Origin of the sequence: Rugamonas apoptosis, from assembly GCF_014042355.1 — a bacterium.
Lineage (GTDB): Bacteria > Pseudomonadota > Gammaproteobacteria > Burkholderiales > Burkholderiaceae_D > Rugamonas > Rugamonas apoptosis.
In genome coordinates this window covers 303,513-319,660 of sequence record NZ_JACEZU010000001.1, presented here as the reverse complement: position 1 = coordinate 319,660, position 16,148 = coordinate 303,513, and the positions used below count along the sequence as shown (strand labels likewise).

Genomic DNA, 16,148 nt, shown 5'->3' with positions numbered 1-16,148 from the left:
CATGAGCAATCTGCTGCCTTACGCCTTCGCGCGCGACTTCGTGCTGCTGGCCCAGCCCAGCGACGAAGCGGAGAACACGGTCGAAGTGCTGACCTGCGGCGCCACGGCGCCGGCCGCCATCGCGGAAGTGTCGCGCCGCTTCGGCCGCATCACGCTCAAGAGCATGACGCGCGCCGACCTGGAGACGGCCATCGCCGCCGCCTATGCCAGCGCCGGCGCCAACGCCTCGCTGGTGGCCGATGAATTCGACGCGGAACTGGACCTGACCAAGCTGCTGCAGGATGTGCCGGCCATCGAGGACTTGCTGGAGTCGTCCGACGACGCGCCCGTGATCCGCATGATCAACGCGCTGCTGACCCAGGCCCTGCGCGACGGCGCTTCCGACATCCACATCGAACCGTTCGAGCAAACTTCCGTGGTGCGGTTCCGGGTGGACGGCAGCCTGCGCGACATCGTCCGGCCGCGCAAAGCCATCCACGGCTCGCTGATCTCGCGCATCAAGATCATGGCGCAGCTCGACATCGCGGAAAAGCGGCTGCCGCAGGATGGCCGCATCACGCTGCGCATCGGCGGCAAGCCGGTCGACGTGCGCGTCTCGACCCTGCCCACCGGCCACGGCGAACGGGCCGTGCTGCGCCTGCTGGACAAGGAAGCGGGCCGGCTCGACCTGCAGCACCTGGGCATGAGCGACGCCATGCTGGGCCAGTTCAATGCGCTGATCAACCAGCCGCACGGCATCGTGCTGGTGACGGGGCCCACCGGCTCCGGCAAGACCACCACGCTGTACGCCGCGCTGTCGCTGTTGAACGCTTCCAGCACCAACATCATGACGGTGGAAGACCCGATCGAATACGACCTGGCCGGCGTGGGCCAGACCCAGGTCAACGCCCGCATCGACATGACCTTCGCCAAGGCCCTGCGCGCCATCCTGCGCCAGGACCCGGACGTGATCATGATCGGTGAGATCCGCGACCTGGAGACGGCGCAGATCGCCGTCCAGGCTTCGCTCACGGGCCACCTGGTGCTGGCCACGCTGCACACCAACGACGCCGCCGCCGCCGTCACCCGGCTGCTGGACATGGGGATCGAACCGTTCCTGCTGTCGTCGTCGCTGCTGGGCGTATTGGCCCAGCGTCTGGTGCGCAAGCTGTGCTCCAGCTGCAAGACCCACGAAGGCGGCCAGTGGCACGCCGTCGGCTGCACCCATTGCGGGCACACGGGCTACCAGGGCCGGGTCGGCGTGTACGAACTGCTGCAAACGACGGAGCATATCCGGGCCCAGATCCACAACCGCGCCGCCGAGGCGGAAGTGAAGGCGGCCGCCGTGGCCAGCGGCATGCACACCATGCGCGAAGACGGCGAACGCTGGCTGCGCGAAGGCGTGACCACCCAGGCCGAACTGCTGCGCGTGACCAAGGACTAGGCCCGAGACCATGCCAGCATTTCGTTATGAAGCCGTCGACGCCGGCGGCGCCACCCGGAAGGGCGTGCTTAACGCCGACAGCGCCCGTTCCGCGCGCGCCGACCTGCGCACCCAGGGCCTGCTGCCGCTCAAGGTGGACGCCATCGGCGCCCAGGTCGACGCGGCCGGGGTGGCCAAGAACCGTGGCTTCGGTGAGCGGCTGTCGACCACCGAGCTGGCCCTGTTCACGCGCCAGCTGGCCAGCCTGCTGGAAGCGGGCCTGCCGCTGGAGCAGGCATTCACGGCCTTGCTGGAACAGGCCGAACGGCCCTATGTACGCGACCTGATCGCCTCGATCCGTTCGGAAGTGATGGGCGGCGCCGCGCTGTCGGACGTGCTGTCGCGCCATCCGCGCGACTTCGCTGAAATCTACCGCGCGCTGGTGGCGTCCGGCGAACAGATCGGCCACCTGGCGCGCGTGTTGTCGCGCCTGGCCGACTACATCGAACGGCGCAACGCGCTGGTGCAGAAGGTCAAGCTGGCCTTCACCTATCCGGCCATCGTGACGGTGGTGGCGTTCTCCATCGTGATCTTCCTGCTCACCTACGTGGTGCCGCAGATCGTGTCCGTGTTCGCCAACACCAAGCAGAAGCTGCCGTTCCTGACCATCGTGATGCTGGCCGTGTCGGACTTCGTGCGCCATTACGGCGTGCTGGTGGCGGTGCTGCTGGTGGGCGCCTGGTTCGCGTGGCGCCGCGCGCTGGAGAACCCGGTGCTTAAGCGGCGCTGGCACACCTGGCTGCTGACGGCGCCCCTGTACGGCAAGTTCGAGCGCAGCCTGAACACGGCGCGTTTCGCCAGTACGCTGGCCATCACCACCGGCTCCGGCGTGCCCATTTTGCGGGCGCTGCAGACCAGCCGCGATACATTGTCCAACGTGGCCATGCGCGAGCTGGTGGACGAGGCCAGCGACAACGTGCGCGAAGGCGTGAGCCTGGCGCGGGCGCTGTCGGCCCAGCAGCATTTCCCGCCCATGCTGATCCACATGATCCGTGCCGGCGAACTGACGGGCGAGCTGCCGGCCATGCTGGACCGCGCCGCCAGCGCGCAGGAACAGGACCTGGAGCGCCGCACGCTGACCATCGCCGGCCTGCTGGAGCCGGCCCTGATCCTGGCCATGGGCGTGGTGGTGCTGCTGATCGTGCTGGCGGTGCTGATGCCCATTATCGAAATCAATCAGCTGGTGCGCTGAACAAGGAACCCATGAAGCGTCTGCCTTTCATCCTCACCGTGGCCGCCGTGGCGGCCTTGTCCGCCTCGTTGGCTTACTGGGGCCTGCAGCTGTTCAAGCCGCAGCAGCGCCCGATCGCGGCCGCGCCCATGGCGCCCGCGCCGGAACCGAGCCTGGACGCGGCCAAGGGCTTGTTCGGCGGCCAGATCGCCGTGGCCGTGGCCAGCAACTACCAGCTCAAGGGCGTGGTGGCGGCCGGCGATGGCCGCGACAGCGCCGCCATCCTGGCCGTGGATAACAAACCGGCCGTGGCGCTGGCCGTGGGGCGCGAGGTGGTGCCCGGCGTGACCGTCAAGGAAGTCCATCCGAAATATGTGCTGTTGTCCGAAGGCGGCGTGGCCAAGCGCATCGACCTGGCCAGCGACGCGGGGCCGCTGAACAATCCCAATGTGGCCCCGCCGTCCATCGCGCCGCCGCCTGCGCCGCAACCGGCGATGCAGCCGCAGCCGGTCGTGATGCCGCAGCCGCAGTTGCAGCAGTCGCCACCGCAGCAACCGCCGGCGGCGATGCGCCAGGGTGTGGCGCCGACGGCGCCCGGTCCCGGTTTCGACCGTCAGCATTGATGCGGCTGGTGTAGCACCATGTGGTTTCCCCGTGTCCTGAGCGTTGCGCTGTGCTGCTGGCTGGTGACGGCGCAAGCGCAATCACCCGCAGTCGTACCTGCACCCCCACCCGCAAGCACCGCCAGCGCGGATCCATTGCACCACCGGCCCCGCATCGCGCTGGTGCTGTCGGGCGGCGGCGCGCGCGGCTTCGCCCACATTGGCGTGCTGCGCGTGCTGCAGGAATTGCGGGTGCCGGTCGATATCGTGGTCGGCACCAGCATGGGTAGCGTGGTGGGTGGTGCATACGCGGCCGGCAGTTCCGTGGCCCAGCTTGAACAACTGGTGCGCCGCACGGACTGGAACAGCGTGGTGGCGGACCGCCCGCCGCGCGACGAACTCAATTTCCGCCGCCGCCAGGAAGATCTGCTGCTGCCGTCGCGGATCGAATTCGGCGCCACCATGGAGGGTATCTCGCTGCCGCCTGCCGCCGCCGGCAACGAGGCGCTGGAACTGGCGCTGACCCGTGTGCTGCCGCAGGGCACGCGCGACCGGCCCGTCAACCAGTTGCCGCTGCCATTCCGTTCCGTCGCCTCCGACCTGGTCACGGGCGAATTGGTGGAGCTGGACGATACGCCGCTGTTCCTGGCCATGCGCGCCTCGCTGGCCGTGCCGGGCGTGTTCGCGCCGGTGCGGGTCAAGGAGCGGCTGGTGGTCGATGGTGGCCTGGTGCGCAACCTGCCGGTGGATGTGGCGCGTGCCATGGGCGCCGACGTGATCATCGCCGTCAACGTGGGCACACCGCTGGCGCCGGAAAAGGATTTGAGCAGCGCGATCCGGGTGGCCCAGCAGATGCTGCAGATCCTGACGGAACAGAACGTGCAACGCTCGCTCAAGGAACTGGGGCCGCGCGACATCCTGCTGGCGCCCAACCTGAACGGCATCAGCTTCCTCGACTTCGCGCGCCACGACCGTGCCATCCAGGCCGGCGAGAAGGCGGCGCGGGCGCTGGCGGCCCAGCTGGTGCAACTGGCCATGCCGGAGGCGGAATACACGGCGTTCGAGCAGCATCGCCTGGCCGGCCCGGTGGTGGCCGATCAGCCGCTGCCGATCAGCAAACTGGCGGTGGAGCCGAGTGGCCACATCAATCCCAAGGCGCTGGAAGTGCAGTCCGGCCTGGCGCTGGGCCAGGTCGTCACGGCCGAACAGGCGCAGCAGGCGGGCGCCCAGTTGTTCGGGCGCGGCGACCTGGCGCGGGTGGAGACGGAAGTGCGCGACGTGAACGGCGGGCGCGAAGTGCTGATCAAGCCCACCGAGGCCGACTGGGCCCGCAGCCGTTTGCGGGTGGGCCTGGAACTGGCCAGCGACTTCAGCGACAACAACACCTTCGCGCTCAAGATGATGCACGTGCGCTCCTCGCTCAACGACTGGGGCGCGGAGTTGCGCAGCTCGGCGCGCATCGGCACCGAGCGCGCGTTCGAAGTGGAATTCTGGCAGCCGCTGGGCCCCGGCTCGCAGTGGTACGTGGCGCCGTCCGCCCGCTATGGCGCGGCCGCCTCCGACACCTTCAGCCTGACGGGCCAGCGCCAGAACCGCATCGGCTACAACTACGCCGGCACCAGCGTGGTGCTGGGACGCCAGCTGGGCGACTGGGGCGATGTGCACCTGGGCGTGGCGCGCCAGAGCGCCAACGTGCGCGTGACGATCCCCGAGGATGTCACGATGCCGCCGGCCCGCGTGCACCAGACCGTGCAGACGCTCGCCTACAGCGTGGACACGCTCGATTCCGTGGCCTTCCCCACGCGCGGCGGGTTGTTCAACATTAACCTCGAACGTTCCGTGGTCAGCGCGGCCACGCGCTTGTCGCTGATGCAGCAAAGCGTGGAGGGGCTGCGGGCCTTCCACTCCGGTAACTGGGCCGGCCACCTGTATGCGGAATGGGCGCGCAGCCAGCAAGGCCTGGCGCCGCTCAACCTGGGCGGCTTCCTGCGGCTGTCGGGCACGGCGCCCGAATCTGTGGCCGGCAACCGGGTCGTGCTGGGCCGCGTGGTGATGGCGCGCACGGTCGGGGCCATGCCGGCCGCGCTAGGCGGCGATGTGCGGCTCGGCTTTTCGCTGGAGGCGGGGGCCGGCTACGGCGACGGCAGTCCCTTGCATTGGTCCAGCGTGAAACAGGCCGGCAGCATCTTCACGGCCGTCGATACCCGCTTCGGCCCGTTGTACTTCGGCGCTGGCAGCACCAAGGGCAACAGCGGCACGCTCTACCTGTTCCTCGGCCCCGTCTGGTAAGAGGTCAATGCGCAAAGCCCATGGCGTGGGGCGGTGCCTCGCCGCGCAGGCGCACAGTTTGCGGCGCCACGCCTGGTCATGGTCATGTTGAAACGCCTTCCAAGGCCGGCACGCTGACCGCTCAGGCGGCCTGCTGCGGCTGGCGCCGCAGCGCCGTGAAGGCCGCGAATTCCCACGATCGAAATCCCACCAGCAGGGTGTAGCCATCGCGCTCGGCAGCGGGCAGGCGGCGGTCGCCCTGGTGCAGCCGCGCCAGTTCGCCAGCCAGCGACTGGATCTTGGCGGCCAGCTCCAGTGCGCTGGCCGGCGACAGCCGGGCGGGCAGGCATAGCAGCGCCTCGCCGGGGCCGTTGAACGGGCCGCTGAAATAGTCGTTCACCACGTGGCTGCGGAAAAATTGCTGGACCGGGCCATCGGCCAGCCAGTGGAAGGCGTTCGACACGCGCAGCCGGTAGCGGTTCAGCGGCTTGAGTTCGATCAGGCCCAGCCGGTCCAGTTCGGCCAGCAGGACGATGCATTCCGGCTCGCTCAACTGGTAGGTTTCCAGCACTTGCTCCAGGCTCCAGTGGCCCAGGCAGCAGATCGCCATCAGCAGCAACCGTGGGTGGGCCACCAGCGCCTTTTCCTGCAGCAGGGTCAGGGTGTCCGCGTGCGGTGTGGCGTCGGCCGCGCCGCGCAGCACGTCCTCCAGCGCGATGCCGGCCGCCTTGCAGATCTGCGCCAGGCGCGACAGCGCCATGTCCTGCTGGCCGAACATGCGCTTGACGCTCGACTCGCTCATGCCGATCCGGCCCGCCAGTTCCTTGTAGGTGACGCCGGCCGCGCGCAACTGGGCGCGCAGCACTTGCAGCAGCAATTCCGGTGAACTCATGTCAGCCCTTGTGCTTGTCATAAAGGCAAAAAGGTAGCACGGTTCGCTACCGCGTGTACAGGATTTTGCGCCTTGGTACTTTCCCCTAGGACTATTGGTGGAACAGGATCACACTGCGCAGCGATGTCACGCAACGCCGCGACGTCATCCTGCCACAAAAAACGATGAGGGAAATGATGATGAAACAGACCGTACGCGCCATGCTGCTGGCCGGCGCCTTCCTGGGCGCCAGCGGCGCCGCCGCCGCCGCCGACCTGTCGCCAGGCTATATGGGCGTGGACGTGGGCTACCGCAACCACTACAACTTCGACTGCCTGAGCGGCAGCCCGTGCGAGCGCAACGCTGGCGCCAGCACCCGCGTCTACGGCGGCTATACGCTGGGCGAGACCGAGGTGTTCGGGCACCAGCATACGCGCGCCATCGAAGTGGCCGCGTTCACGGGCGGCAGCGTCAAGGGCGCGTTCAACAATGGCGCCGGTGTGCTGACGCCAGGCCAGGGCAAGCTGTCGGGCGTGAGCGCGACCCTGGCCACGGCCACCAAGCTCAGCGAGAACTGGGCCTGGACCACCCGTTTGGGTCTGGTGGCCGAGCATGGCAAAGTCAGTTACGCGGCCGGCGGCAGCGACAGCACCAACACGCTGGCCGTGACGGCGGGCACCGGCTTTTCCTACGCCATCGACCGCAACTGGGCCTTGAACGCTGACTGGAATTACCTGCCGGCCCGCATGGGCAAGGCCTCCAAGTCCAACCTGAATGTGTTTTCGGTGGGCGCCGCCTACCACTTCTGATCACCCGAGAGCGGGCGCCACCCCCGGCGCCCGCTGACGGTTCACTCTTCGTCGTGCTTTTTCAGCAGGGTCTTGGCCAACGCCCGCTTGGCTTGCTGGCGCTGGCCGGACGGCGTCTTGACGTGCGGCCCGGCCGCGCGCCGGGTGGCCGCCACCGCCACCGGATTGCGTGGCTTGGGCGACGGTCCCACGCGGAACATCATCTTTTGCCGGGTCGCCAGCGCCTTGTTGGCCATCGCTCGCTTCCTTACAGCACGTAGCGCGACAAGTCTTCGTTGACGGCCAGCGCGTCGAGCCGGGTGTTGACGTAGGCCGCGTCGATGGTGATCGTCTTGTCCGACGTTTCCGTGGCCGTGAACGAGATTTCCTCCAGCAGCTTTTCCATCACCGTGTACAGCCGGCGCGCGCCGATGTTCTCGGTGCGCTCGTTGACGGAAAACGCGATCTCGGCCAGGCGGTTGATGCCGTCCGGCGCGAATTCGAGCTTGACGTCCTCGGTGGCCAGCAGCGCTTCGTATTGCTTGGTCAGGCAGGCGTCGGTGCTGGTGAGGATGCGCTCGAAATCGGCGATAGCCAACGATTCCAGTTCCACCCGGATCGGGAAGCGGCCCTGCAGTTCCGGGATCAGGTCGGACGGCTTGGCCAGGTGGAAGGCGCCGGACGCGATGAACAGGATGTGGTCGGTGCGGATCATGCCGTACTTGGTGTTGACGGTGGTGCCTTCCACCAGCGGCAGCAGGTCGCGCTGCACGCCGGCGCGCGACACGTCGGCCCCGCCCACTTCCGAGCGCGACGCGATCTTGTCGATCTCATCGAGGAACACGATGCCGTTCTGCTCCACGTTCTGGATCGCCTTCTGCTTCATCTCGTCTTCATTGATGAGCTTGGCCGCCTCCTCGTCCACCAGGAATTTCATGGCCTCCTTGATCTTGAGCTTGCGCGCCTTCTTGCGCCCGCCGCCGATGCCGGAAAACATGCTTTTGATCTGCTCCGTCATTTCCTCCATGCCGGGCGGAGCCATGATTTCCATCTGCGGGCTGGCCTCGGCCAGTTCCAGTTCGATTTCCTTGTCGTCCAGTTCACCCTGGCGCAGCCGCTTGCGGAAAGTCTGGCGGGTGGCATCGCCCGTCTGCGGCTCGCCGCCGCCGGCGTTGAAGCCGAAGTCGCGCGCCGGCGGCACCAGGATATCGATCACCCGGTCCTCGGCCGCGTCCTCGGCGCGGGCCCGCACCTTGGCCATCTCGGCCGAGCGGGTCTGCTTGACGCCGATGTCGATCAGGTCGCGGATGATGGTGTCCACGTCGCGCCCCACATAGCCCACTTCCGTGAACTTGGTGGCTTCGATCTTGATAAACGGCGCGTCGGCCAGCTTGGCCAGGCGGCGCGCGATCTCCGTTTTGCCGACCCCGGTCGGGCCTATCATCAGGATGTTCTTGGGCGTGATCTCGTGGCGCAGCGGTTCGGCCACCTGCTGGCGGCGCCAGCGGTTGCGCAGCGCGATGGCGACGGCCCGTTTGGCCTTGGCCTGGCCGACCACGTGTTTATCGAGTTCGCCGACGATTTCCTGTGGTGTCATGTTCATGGATTAGTCCAGGGTTTCGATGATGTGGGACAGATTGGTGTAGATGCACAGCTGGCCGGCGATGGTCAGTGACTTTTTGACGATATCGGCCGGCGACAGTTCCGTATTTTCCTGCAGCGCCAGCGCGGCCGACTGGGCGTAGGTGCCGCCCGAGCCGATGGCGCCGATGCCGTTTTCCGGCTCCAGCACGTCGCCGTTGCCCGTGATGACCAGCGTCGATTCACTGTCGGCCACCAGCAGCATGGCTTCCAGCCGGCGCAGCACGCGGTCGGTGCGCCAATCCTTGGCCAGTTCGACCGAGGCGCGCAGCAGATTGCCCTGGTGTTTCTCCAGCTTGCCTTCGAAGCGGTCCAGCAACGTGAAAGCGTCGGCCGTACCGCCGGCGAAGCCGACCAGCACCTTGCCCTGGTACAGCTTGCGCACTTTGCGGGCCGTGCCTTTCATGACGATATTGCCGAGTGTGACCTGGCCGTCGCCGCCCAGCGCGACTTGCTTGCCGCGGCGCACGCACAGGATGGTGGTGCCGTGAAATTGTTCCATGTTGACCTCGGTGGGTGGATGTGTATCAAGTCCGGCACATGGGGTTGGTCACCGCGATTGCAAGGCGGTCAGTACTTATGCGGGTAGATCTTGGCCAGTTCGCCGTAGCCCAGCAGGCGCAGCAGGGCCGCCACCAGGTGGTTGACGTCGCGGAATTCCACTTTCTTGCCCTCTTGTACCAGCGTTTGCAGCTTGGATTGGAAGGTGTTGGCGGCGCCGAATTCGACCCGCGCCAGGCGCGAGCAGTCGAACACCAGGGTCTGGTACTGTTCAGCATAGGTGCCCAGCGCGCCAAGTAAAGCGTCCAGCGGGCCTTCCACCACGGTGGGCAACAGGTAACGGTCGGGCGCGCCGGCCAGCGCCTGGCGGGCCGCCGTGGCCACCGCGCGCGGCGCCACGAACGACGGTGGCGACACTTCGAAGGTGACGCAGTAATCCATGCCCGTTTCCTCGAAGTCCTTTTCGCGGTTGAGCAATTGCAACAGTTCCAGCAGCAGCAACCAGGGCGCGGGGCCGCCGTCGCGGTTGCCCACGGCCACGGTGGCCTGGATCAGGGCCGCCAGGTGGTCGGCCGCCACCACGATCAGTTCGCGCTCGCCGCCGTGCAATTGTTGCAGCACGGGCAGCAGCAGCGCGCAGCCGTCCGGCGTCACACCCTGCACCCGGCTGAAATCGAGCCGCAGCACGGGGTGGCTGGCCATCTGCTGGCGCAAGCGTTCCAGCTGGGCGCCGATGGCGCCGTCCAGCTGGCCCGAGAACAGTTCCGTGGGCGTGACGCCGGACCAGGCGCGGCCGCTGGCGGCGGCCACCGGCGGCGGCGCGTTCCAGGGCGGCGGCGAGGTTTCGAAGGTGCTGGCGTAGTCGATCGACAGGCTGTCGAACTTGTCCTGCTGGTGAGTAAGCTGGTACAGGTCGAACAGCATCCACCACAGCGTGCGGTCGGGGGCGCCGGCCGGCGGCAGGTTGTCGACCAGCATCTGCTCGGCCATGTCGGCCTGGCCGTTGGCGTACACGATGGCGATTTCCTCCACCACGGGCGCGGTCTGGGCCGCCACGGCTTGGGCCGGCAATTCATCCTCGCCCAGCAGTTCCGTGGTGTCCTCGTCCAGCAGGGGCAGGGTGGGGTTGTCGCCGGCCACCACGGGGCGCGGCGGGCGCGCGGGGCGGCTGCCCCAGGCTGGTTCCGTGTCCTGGAAGATGTCGAGCGCCATGGCGGCCTCGATGGCGTCGATCTTCATGGCCGTGGCGCGCGCCAGGTCGCGCTGCAAGGCCTGGGCCTGCTGGCGTTGCAGTTCGCTGTTCGGGGCCAGGCGGGCGCCATCGTCGGCGTCGGCCGTGGCGGCCGGCGCGCGCTGCGCATCCTGTTTCTTGAAGAGCGAAAAAATACCCACGTCGTGCCCCGTTGTGATTCACGCTGGCCGGCACTCGGACAGCGCGTGCCGCAGGATATCTAGTGTAGCTTATGGGAAAGGTCTTGCCATGTGCGCACGCAAGCGGATACCACAATTTTCACCAATTTCCACCATGCGCGGGCAAAGATGTGAAAAAGCGGGTGAAAAAAAAGCACGCGAGGGCGTCGCGTGCTTTCGTGGGGGGGCGGACGGCTTAGTCGCCGTACAGCTTTTGCTTCAGTTCGCGCCGCTGCTGGGCTTCCAGCGACAGCGTGGCCGTGGGACGGGCGATCAGGCGCGGAATGCCGATCGGCTCGCCCGTTTCCTCGCACCAGCCATAGTCGCCGGCGTCGATGGCGACGATCGATTGCTGCACTTTCTTCAACAGTTTGCGCTCGCGGTCGCGGGTACGCAGCTCCAGTGCGTGCTCTTCCTCGATGGTGGCGCGGTCGGCGGGATCGGGCACCAGCACGGTTTCGCGCAAGTGTTCCGTGGTCTCGTCGGCGTTCTTCAACAATTCTTTTTCAAGCGCCTGCAGCTTGGCCTTGAAAAATGCCATTTGCGCCGGGTTCATATAATCCTTGTCATCCATCTTCAGAATTTCTTCTTCGGTCAGGATGCGTTCAGTGCTCGCGGCGGGGGTCGATTTATTAGTTTTGGTCATCACTTCGCTTACCTTCGATACGACAGAGTTTTCAAATGGATGGGCTGTTGGGGTGCCAAGCCACACAGCCGCACCGGTATCCGCATCGGCACTGCTTGCCGGATGTTACAACACTTAATCTTTAGTAATGTTCTTATGCATCATACGCGTTCGAGCGCGTCATACCCGATTCTGGGGGAGCCTGTCGCTTAAAACGCAGATAGTTTATACCAAACATTGTTCCAAACCGCGAATAAAGATGTCTTTCGGTAGATTTTTGCCAATAAACACCATTTTGCTGCCACGGTTTTCCGTTTCCCCCCATTTCGCGCCCAAGTCGCTGCCCATTAATTGGTGCACGCCCTGGAATACCACCTTGCGCTCAGCCCCTTGCATCCACAATACGCCTTTATAGCGCAGCATGCGAGGGCCGTACACTTGGACCAGTCCGTTCAGGAACTCGTCGAGCTTGGCGCTGTCGAATGGACGTTCGCTCTTGTAGACGAAGGCGGCGATGTCGTCCGTGTGGTGGCTATGGTGGTGGTCGTGGCCGCAGTCGGGACCGTGGACATGGCTGGGGTGGTCGCAATGCTCGCCATGGTCGTGCTCATGGTCGTGTCCATGCTCGTCCTCGGCGGCCAGGAAGTCCGGGTCCAGTTCCAGCTTGTCGTTCAGGTTGAAGCCTTTCAAGTCCAGCACTTCGGCCAGCGGCAAACGGCCGAAGTCGGACCGCACGATGGGCGCGCGCGGGTTGATGTGCTTGATGCGGGCCGTCAGCGCGTCCAGCTCGGCCGCCGTCACCAGGTCGGTCTTGGACAGCAGCAGCTTGTCGGCGAAGCCGATCTGGCGCTGGGCTTCCTCGTGTTCATCCAGTTGGTGCATGGCGTGGCGCGCGTCCACCACCGTGATCACGGCGTCGAGCATGTAGTGAGCGCCCACTTCCTCGTCGATGAAGAAGGTCTGGGCCACCGGGCCGGGATTGGCCAGGCCCGTCGTCTCGATCACCACGCGGTCGAACTGGATCTGGCCGGCGTCGCGCTTTTGCGCCAGCGCCGTCAGCGCCACGATCAGGTCGCCCCGCACCGTGCAGCAGATGCAGCCATTGTTCATTTCCACGATCTGTTCCTGGCTGTCCTGGACCAGGATTTCATTGTCGATATTTTCCTGGCCGAATTCGTTTTCGATCACGGCGATGCGCATGCCGTGCTGCTCCTGCAGGATGCGGTTGAGCAGCGTGGTTTTGCCGGCTCCGAGGAAGCCCGTCAGGATGGTGGTGGGAATGAGTGCCATGGTTGCTCGTCGTCGTGAGTGGAGGATCGCTGGGGGCGGTCCGGTGCGGTGCGGATCAGCCGCCGATTATGCCGGAATTTCGCAAACGGTTGCAAACCGTGCGTTTGCTGCGCATCAAGCCATGATGCGCGCTATTTGATTTTAGCGCGCGGATGGGCCTGGTCGTAAACGGCCGCCAGGTGCTGGAAGTCGAGTGCCGTGTAGACCTGGGTGGAACTGATGCTGGCGTGGCCCAGCATGTCCTGCACGGCCCGCAGGTCGCCCGACGATTGCAGCACGTGCGAGGCGAACGAGTGGCGCAGCATGTGGGGGTGGACGTGGACCGGCATGCCGCTGGCCAGCGCATGGGCGCGCAGCCGCTGCTGCACCACGCGCGGGCTGACCCGGCGGCCCTGGGTGTTGAGGAACAGGGCCGCGCTGCCGTCGGCCGGGGCCGGGCGCACGGCGATCCAGGCCGCCAGCGCCGCCAGCGCCGCGCTGCCCACGGGCACGGTGCGCATCTTGTTGCCCTTGCCGGTGACCACGGCTTCGCCTTGCGCCAGGTTCAGCCAGCCCAGCGAGGCGGGCAGGGTGGCGTCGGCCTTGCGGTAATGTAAGTCCATGCCGGCCAGTTCCGACACCCGCAAGCCGCTAGAATATAAGAGTTCGAACATTGCCCGGTCGCACAGCGCGGCCGGTTCCGGCGCCGCGCCCGGCTGGGGCCGGCCGGCGCCGCTCACCAGTTGCACGGCGTCGTCCACGGACAGCGCGCGCGGCAGGCCGCGCGGGCGCTTGGGCGCGCGCACCCCGGTGACGGGGTTGGCCGGCAGCACGCCTTGTTCCACCAGCCAGTCGAAAAAGCCGCGCCAGCACGAGAGCTTGCGGGCGATGGAACGCGGTTCCAGTTCTTGGGCATGCAGGGTGGCGGCTAGCCGGCGCAGGTCGGTCTGGCCCAGTTGCTGCCAGTCGCGGCCGGCCGTGAGGGTGGCCAGTTGGCGCAGGTCACGGGCATAGGCGGCCGTGGTATGGGACGACAGCTGGCGCAGTGTGCGCAACTGGGCCAGCCAGGCATCGGCCCAGTCGTCCTTGGCGCGCCCCACGTCGTCCAGGTTGGAGGTCATATCGAAAAGCCCATGGCGTGGTGGTGGTGCCTGGCATGGTCAGGTTGCAACGACTGCCTAGGCCAGCAGCGGCAGCAGCGCCGTACTGCTGGTTTCGCCGATGTGGGCCAGGAAGTCGGTCGCCATCATGGCCGTGAAGCGGGCCGGGTCGGCCGAACCGAGGATCAGCAGGCCGAACGCGGCGCCCTTGCTGCCGGGCTGGCGCAGCGCGATCATGACGGTCGACCGCACGCTGGCCGCGTCGTCCAGCCAGCGCACGGCTTCGAAATCCTTGTTGCTGCCGCAATACGGCGCCAGCAGGCTGTTGGCGAACAGGCGCGCATCCTCCGACACGCCGCGCGTGTACCAGGCGGCCTCATGTTCAGGCGCCGTGTTCCACAGGCGCAAGGTCACTTGCGGCACGTCGAACGCCGTGCGCAAGCCGTCCGACACGGCGCCGGCCAGCGCGTCGGCGCCGCGCGCCGTCACCAGGGCCTGGGTCCAGCGGTGGAATTTATTGGCGATGGCTTCGTTCTCGGCGGCCAGGCGCATCAGCTCGGCCATGCGCAATTCCAGCGCCTTGTACTTGTCGCGCATCACTTCCATCTGGCGCTCCTGCAGCGAGACGGCGCGCCCGGTCAGCGGGCTGGACAGTTTGATCTCGCCCAGCAGGTTGGCGTGTTCTTCGAAGAAGTGCGGGTGATCGGTCAGGTATTGCGCGACGGCGGCGGAGTCCAGGAGGGCGGTCATTGATGGTGTCGTTCTAATTAAGAGAGGGAAAGCACACCGCATTTTAACCGAGTGCGCCGCTCGCCATGGGGCTGCCGTGCGTTCGCCGTGTGTTTTCTGGCGTGCCAACGAACAAGACGCCCGCAGGCGTCTTGTTGGCGGCGCTGGGCGTCGCTCAGAAACGGTGGCGCATGCCCAGCTGGATACCCTTGCTGGACTCGCCCGGATGGGCCGTGAAGCCGCCCGAGGCGCTGGCCGCGCCGATCGCGTACTGGCCATCGTTCTGGTTCTTGATGTAAGCCACCACCGAGTACAGGTCGGTACGCTTGGACAGGTTGTAGTCGTAGCCCAGGCCGTATTGGGTGGCGTCGCTGTTGGAGGCGGTCTTGTCGTTCTGGCGCACCACGGACGCCATGATGCGGCCCTGGCCCACGCGATAGTGGAAGCCGAGCTGGTAGCTGACGGCGTCCAGCAGGAAGGTGCGGCGCAGCGTGGTGTTGAGCTGGCCGGCCAGCACCGGGCCCAGCGCGGGGCCGAAGGCGGCGAAGGTGGGCGCCAGTGCGTCGGCAGCGTAACGGATGATGACGGAATTGTCGTTGTTCTGTTTGTGGTAGCCGGCGAACAGTTTCCACTGGTCGATGCTGTACGAGCCGCCCACGGTGGTGGTCACCAGGCCCCGTGCGCCGACCTGGTCGGTGCCGTAATTGTGGCCCAGGCCGACGTCCCAGCCGTTGGCCTTGTAGCGCAGGTTGGCGCCCCAGGAGCGCTTGTCCATCCCGATGTAGCCGGAACGCTCGGTGCCGTACATCAGCGAGGCGGCCACGCCATTCGGCAATTCCATACGGTATTGCACCGCCTTGTCGGAACGGATCGCCACGCCGGCCGTCAGCAGGCCGCCGGTGCCGCCCACGATGCCGCCCCAGCCGGCCGCCGTGCCCGATTCGAACACGTCGGCGTTGTTGAACACTTCATAGTCGGGCGTGTACATGCGGCCCAGCAGCACCGCGCCCGCCGGCGTGACCAGGCCGACCATCGAGGTGCGGTCGAACAGGGCGTTGTTGATGTTGACGTTGACGGGCGGCTGCAGCGCCGATTGCACTCCGGCCAGCAGCTTGGCGGCCGTGACGGCGCCGCCGGCGGCGGCCGGTACCGTGAAGGCCAGGCCCTTGGTCAGTGCGTAACCCTGGTTGGTCGACAGGTTGCCGGCCTGCTGGCCGCCCGTGTCGATCTGCACCCGCGCTTCCAGATTGAACACGGCCTTGTAGCCGTTGCCGATGTCCTCCGTACCCTTGAAGCCGAGCCGGGAGCCGTCGGCGATGCCGCTCACCACCTTGGTGCGGGCGTCGTTGCCGCCGTTGTTCGCATACATCACGCCGGCGTCGGCGATGCCATACACCGTGACGGACGATTGGGCCAGGACGGGGGCAGCGCAGATGACGGCGATCAAGCCAGCCAGTACTTTAATTTTCATTGTGTCTCCAGTTTTATCGGTTTTCTTGTCACGGCTTAAATAGCACGCACGTGCTAATCAACTATGACAGCGTTAGTACATGCTGTACAGAAAGTTTGTTGAACGCGGCATGCAAGGTTGCGCGAAACACACGTCGGCAGGGGAATTCAAAAAAAGTGCGCGCCATCCGACGGGCGGCGGTGGCGGGAGGGCGGAGCGGGAGGTAGTGGGCGGGGACGAAAAAAAACGGACAAGGTGGCC

Annotated in this window: 15 protein-coding genes; 5 read left to right on the top strand and 10 right to left on the bottom strand. The window is 66.4% G+C overall.

The features are described 5' to 3' along the window. Window position 1 precedes the first annotated feature (1 nt). The 4 genes from gspE to H3H39_RS01335 are packed head-to-tail and all read left to right on the top strand — an operon-like array spanning window position 2 to window position 5,524. Entirely contained in the window at window positions 2-1,423 is a 1,422-nt protein-coding gene (gene gspE, locus H3H39_RS01350) for a type II secretion system ATPase GspE (protein ID WP_182151463.1), read from the top strand. Window positions 1,424-1,433: 10 nt separating this feature from the next. Next, the gene (gspF, locus tag H3H39_RS01345) at window positions 1,434-2,654 is read left to right on the top strand and encodes a type II secretion system inner membrane protein GspF (RefSeq protein WP_182151462.1); all 1,221 of its coding nucleotides are present in this window, start codon (window positions 1,434-1,436) and stop codon (window positions 2,652-2,654) included. Between the two features lie 11 nt (window positions 2,655-2,665). Beyond that, on the top strand, window positions 2,666-3,256 hold the full coding sequence (locus tag H3H39_RS01340) for a type II secretion system protein N (protein ID WP_182151461.1): 591 nt from the start codon (window positions 2,666-2,668) through the stop codon (window positions 3,254-3,256). An 18-nt stretch (window positions 3,257-3,274) separates the two neighbouring features. Continuing rightward, window positions 3,275-5,524, top strand: a complete 2,250-nt coding sequence (locus H3H39_RS01335) for a patatin-like phospholipase family protein (RefSeq protein ID WP_182151460.1) — start codon at window positions 3,275-3,277, stop codon at window positions 5,522-5,524. Window positions 5,525-5,645: 121 nt separating this feature from the next. Here the strand turns inward: H3H39_RS01335 and H3H39_RS01330 are convergent, their stop codons facing one another. Further along, on the bottom strand, window positions 5,646-6,395 hold the full coding sequence (locus tag H3H39_RS01330; protein WP_182151459.1) for a helix-turn-helix domain-containing protein: 750 nt from the start codon (window positions 6,393-6,395) through the stop codon (window positions 5,646-5,648). A gap of 179 nt (window positions 6,396-6,574) precedes the next feature. Here H3H39_RS01330 and H3H39_RS01325 point away from each other — a divergent pair, with 179 nt between their 5' ends. After that, the gene (locus tag H3H39_RS01325; protein ID WP_182151458.1) at window positions 6,575-7,183 is read left to right on the top strand and encodes an outer membrane protein; all 609 of its coding nucleotides are present in this window, start codon (window positions 6,575-6,577) and stop codon (window positions 7,181-7,183) included. Between the two features lie 41 nt (window positions 7,184-7,224). Here H3H39_RS01325 and H3H39_RS01320 read toward each other — a convergent pair whose 3' ends face one another. The 9 genes from H3H39_RS01320 to H3H39_RS01280 form a co-directional block, all read right to left on the bottom strand. Then, window positions 7,225-7,419, bottom strand: a complete 195-nt coding sequence (locus H3H39_RS01320) for a hypothetical protein (protein WP_182151457.1) — start codon at window positions 7,417-7,419, stop codon at window positions 7,225-7,227. A gap of 11 nt (window positions 7,420-7,430) precedes the next feature. Next, window positions 7,431-8,765 (bottom strand): ATP-dependent protease ATPase subunit HslU, encoded by a 1,335-nt coding sequence (hslU, locus tag H3H39_RS01315; RefSeq protein ID WP_182151456.1) that lies wholly within the window; start codon window positions 8,763-8,765, stop codon window positions 7,431-7,433. A 3-nt stretch (window positions 8,766-8,768) separates the two neighbouring features. Beyond that, window positions 8,769-9,305 (bottom strand): ATP-dependent protease subunit HslV, encoded by a 537-nt coding sequence (gene hslV, locus H3H39_RS01310; RefSeq protein WP_182151455.1) that lies wholly within the window; start codon window positions 9,303-9,305, stop codon window positions 8,769-8,771. A 68-nt stretch (window positions 9,306-9,373) separates the two neighbouring features. Next, the gene (locus H3H39_RS01305) at window positions 9,374-10,696 is read right to left on the bottom strand and encodes a hypothetical protein (RefSeq protein WP_182151454.1); all 1,323 of its coding nucleotides are present in this window, start codon (window positions 10,694-10,696) and stop codon (window positions 9,374-9,376) included. 214 nt (window positions 10,697-10,910) lie between these two features. Continuing rightward, window positions 10,911-11,360 carry an RNA polymerase-binding protein DksA gene (gene dksA, locus H3H39_RS01300; protein WP_182151453.1) on the bottom strand — a complete coding sequence of 150 codons (450 nt, stop codon included), beginning with the start codon at window positions 11,358-11,360 and terminating at the stop codon, window positions 10,911-10,913. 204 nt (window positions 11,361-11,564) lie between these two features. After that, window positions 11,565-12,629 (bottom strand): CobW family GTP-binding protein, encoded by a 1,065-nt coding sequence (locus H3H39_RS01295; protein WP_182151452.1) that lies wholly within the window; start codon window positions 12,627-12,629, stop codon window positions 11,565-11,567. Window positions 12,630-12,760: 131 nt separating this feature from the next. Continuing rightward, on the bottom strand, window positions 12,761-13,729 hold the full coding sequence (locus H3H39_RS01290; protein WP_182151451.1) for a tyrosine recombinase XerC: 969 nt from the start codon (window positions 13,727-13,729) through the stop codon (window positions 12,761-12,763). Between the two features lie 57 nt (window positions 13,730-13,786). Next, window positions 13,787-14,458: a DUF484 family protein gene (locus H3H39_RS01285; RefSeq protein WP_182151450.1), complete on the bottom strand. Its 672-nt coding sequence runs from the start codon at window positions 14,456-14,458 to the stop codon at window positions 13,787-13,789. Window positions 14,459-14,612: 154 nt separating this feature from the next. Continuing rightward, window positions 14,613-15,908, bottom strand: coding sequence for a porin (locus H3H39_RS01280; protein WP_182151449.1), 1,296 nt, complete (start codon window positions 15,906-15,908; stop codon window positions 14,613-14,615). Between the last annotated feature and the right edge of the window lie 240 nt (window positions 15,909-16,148).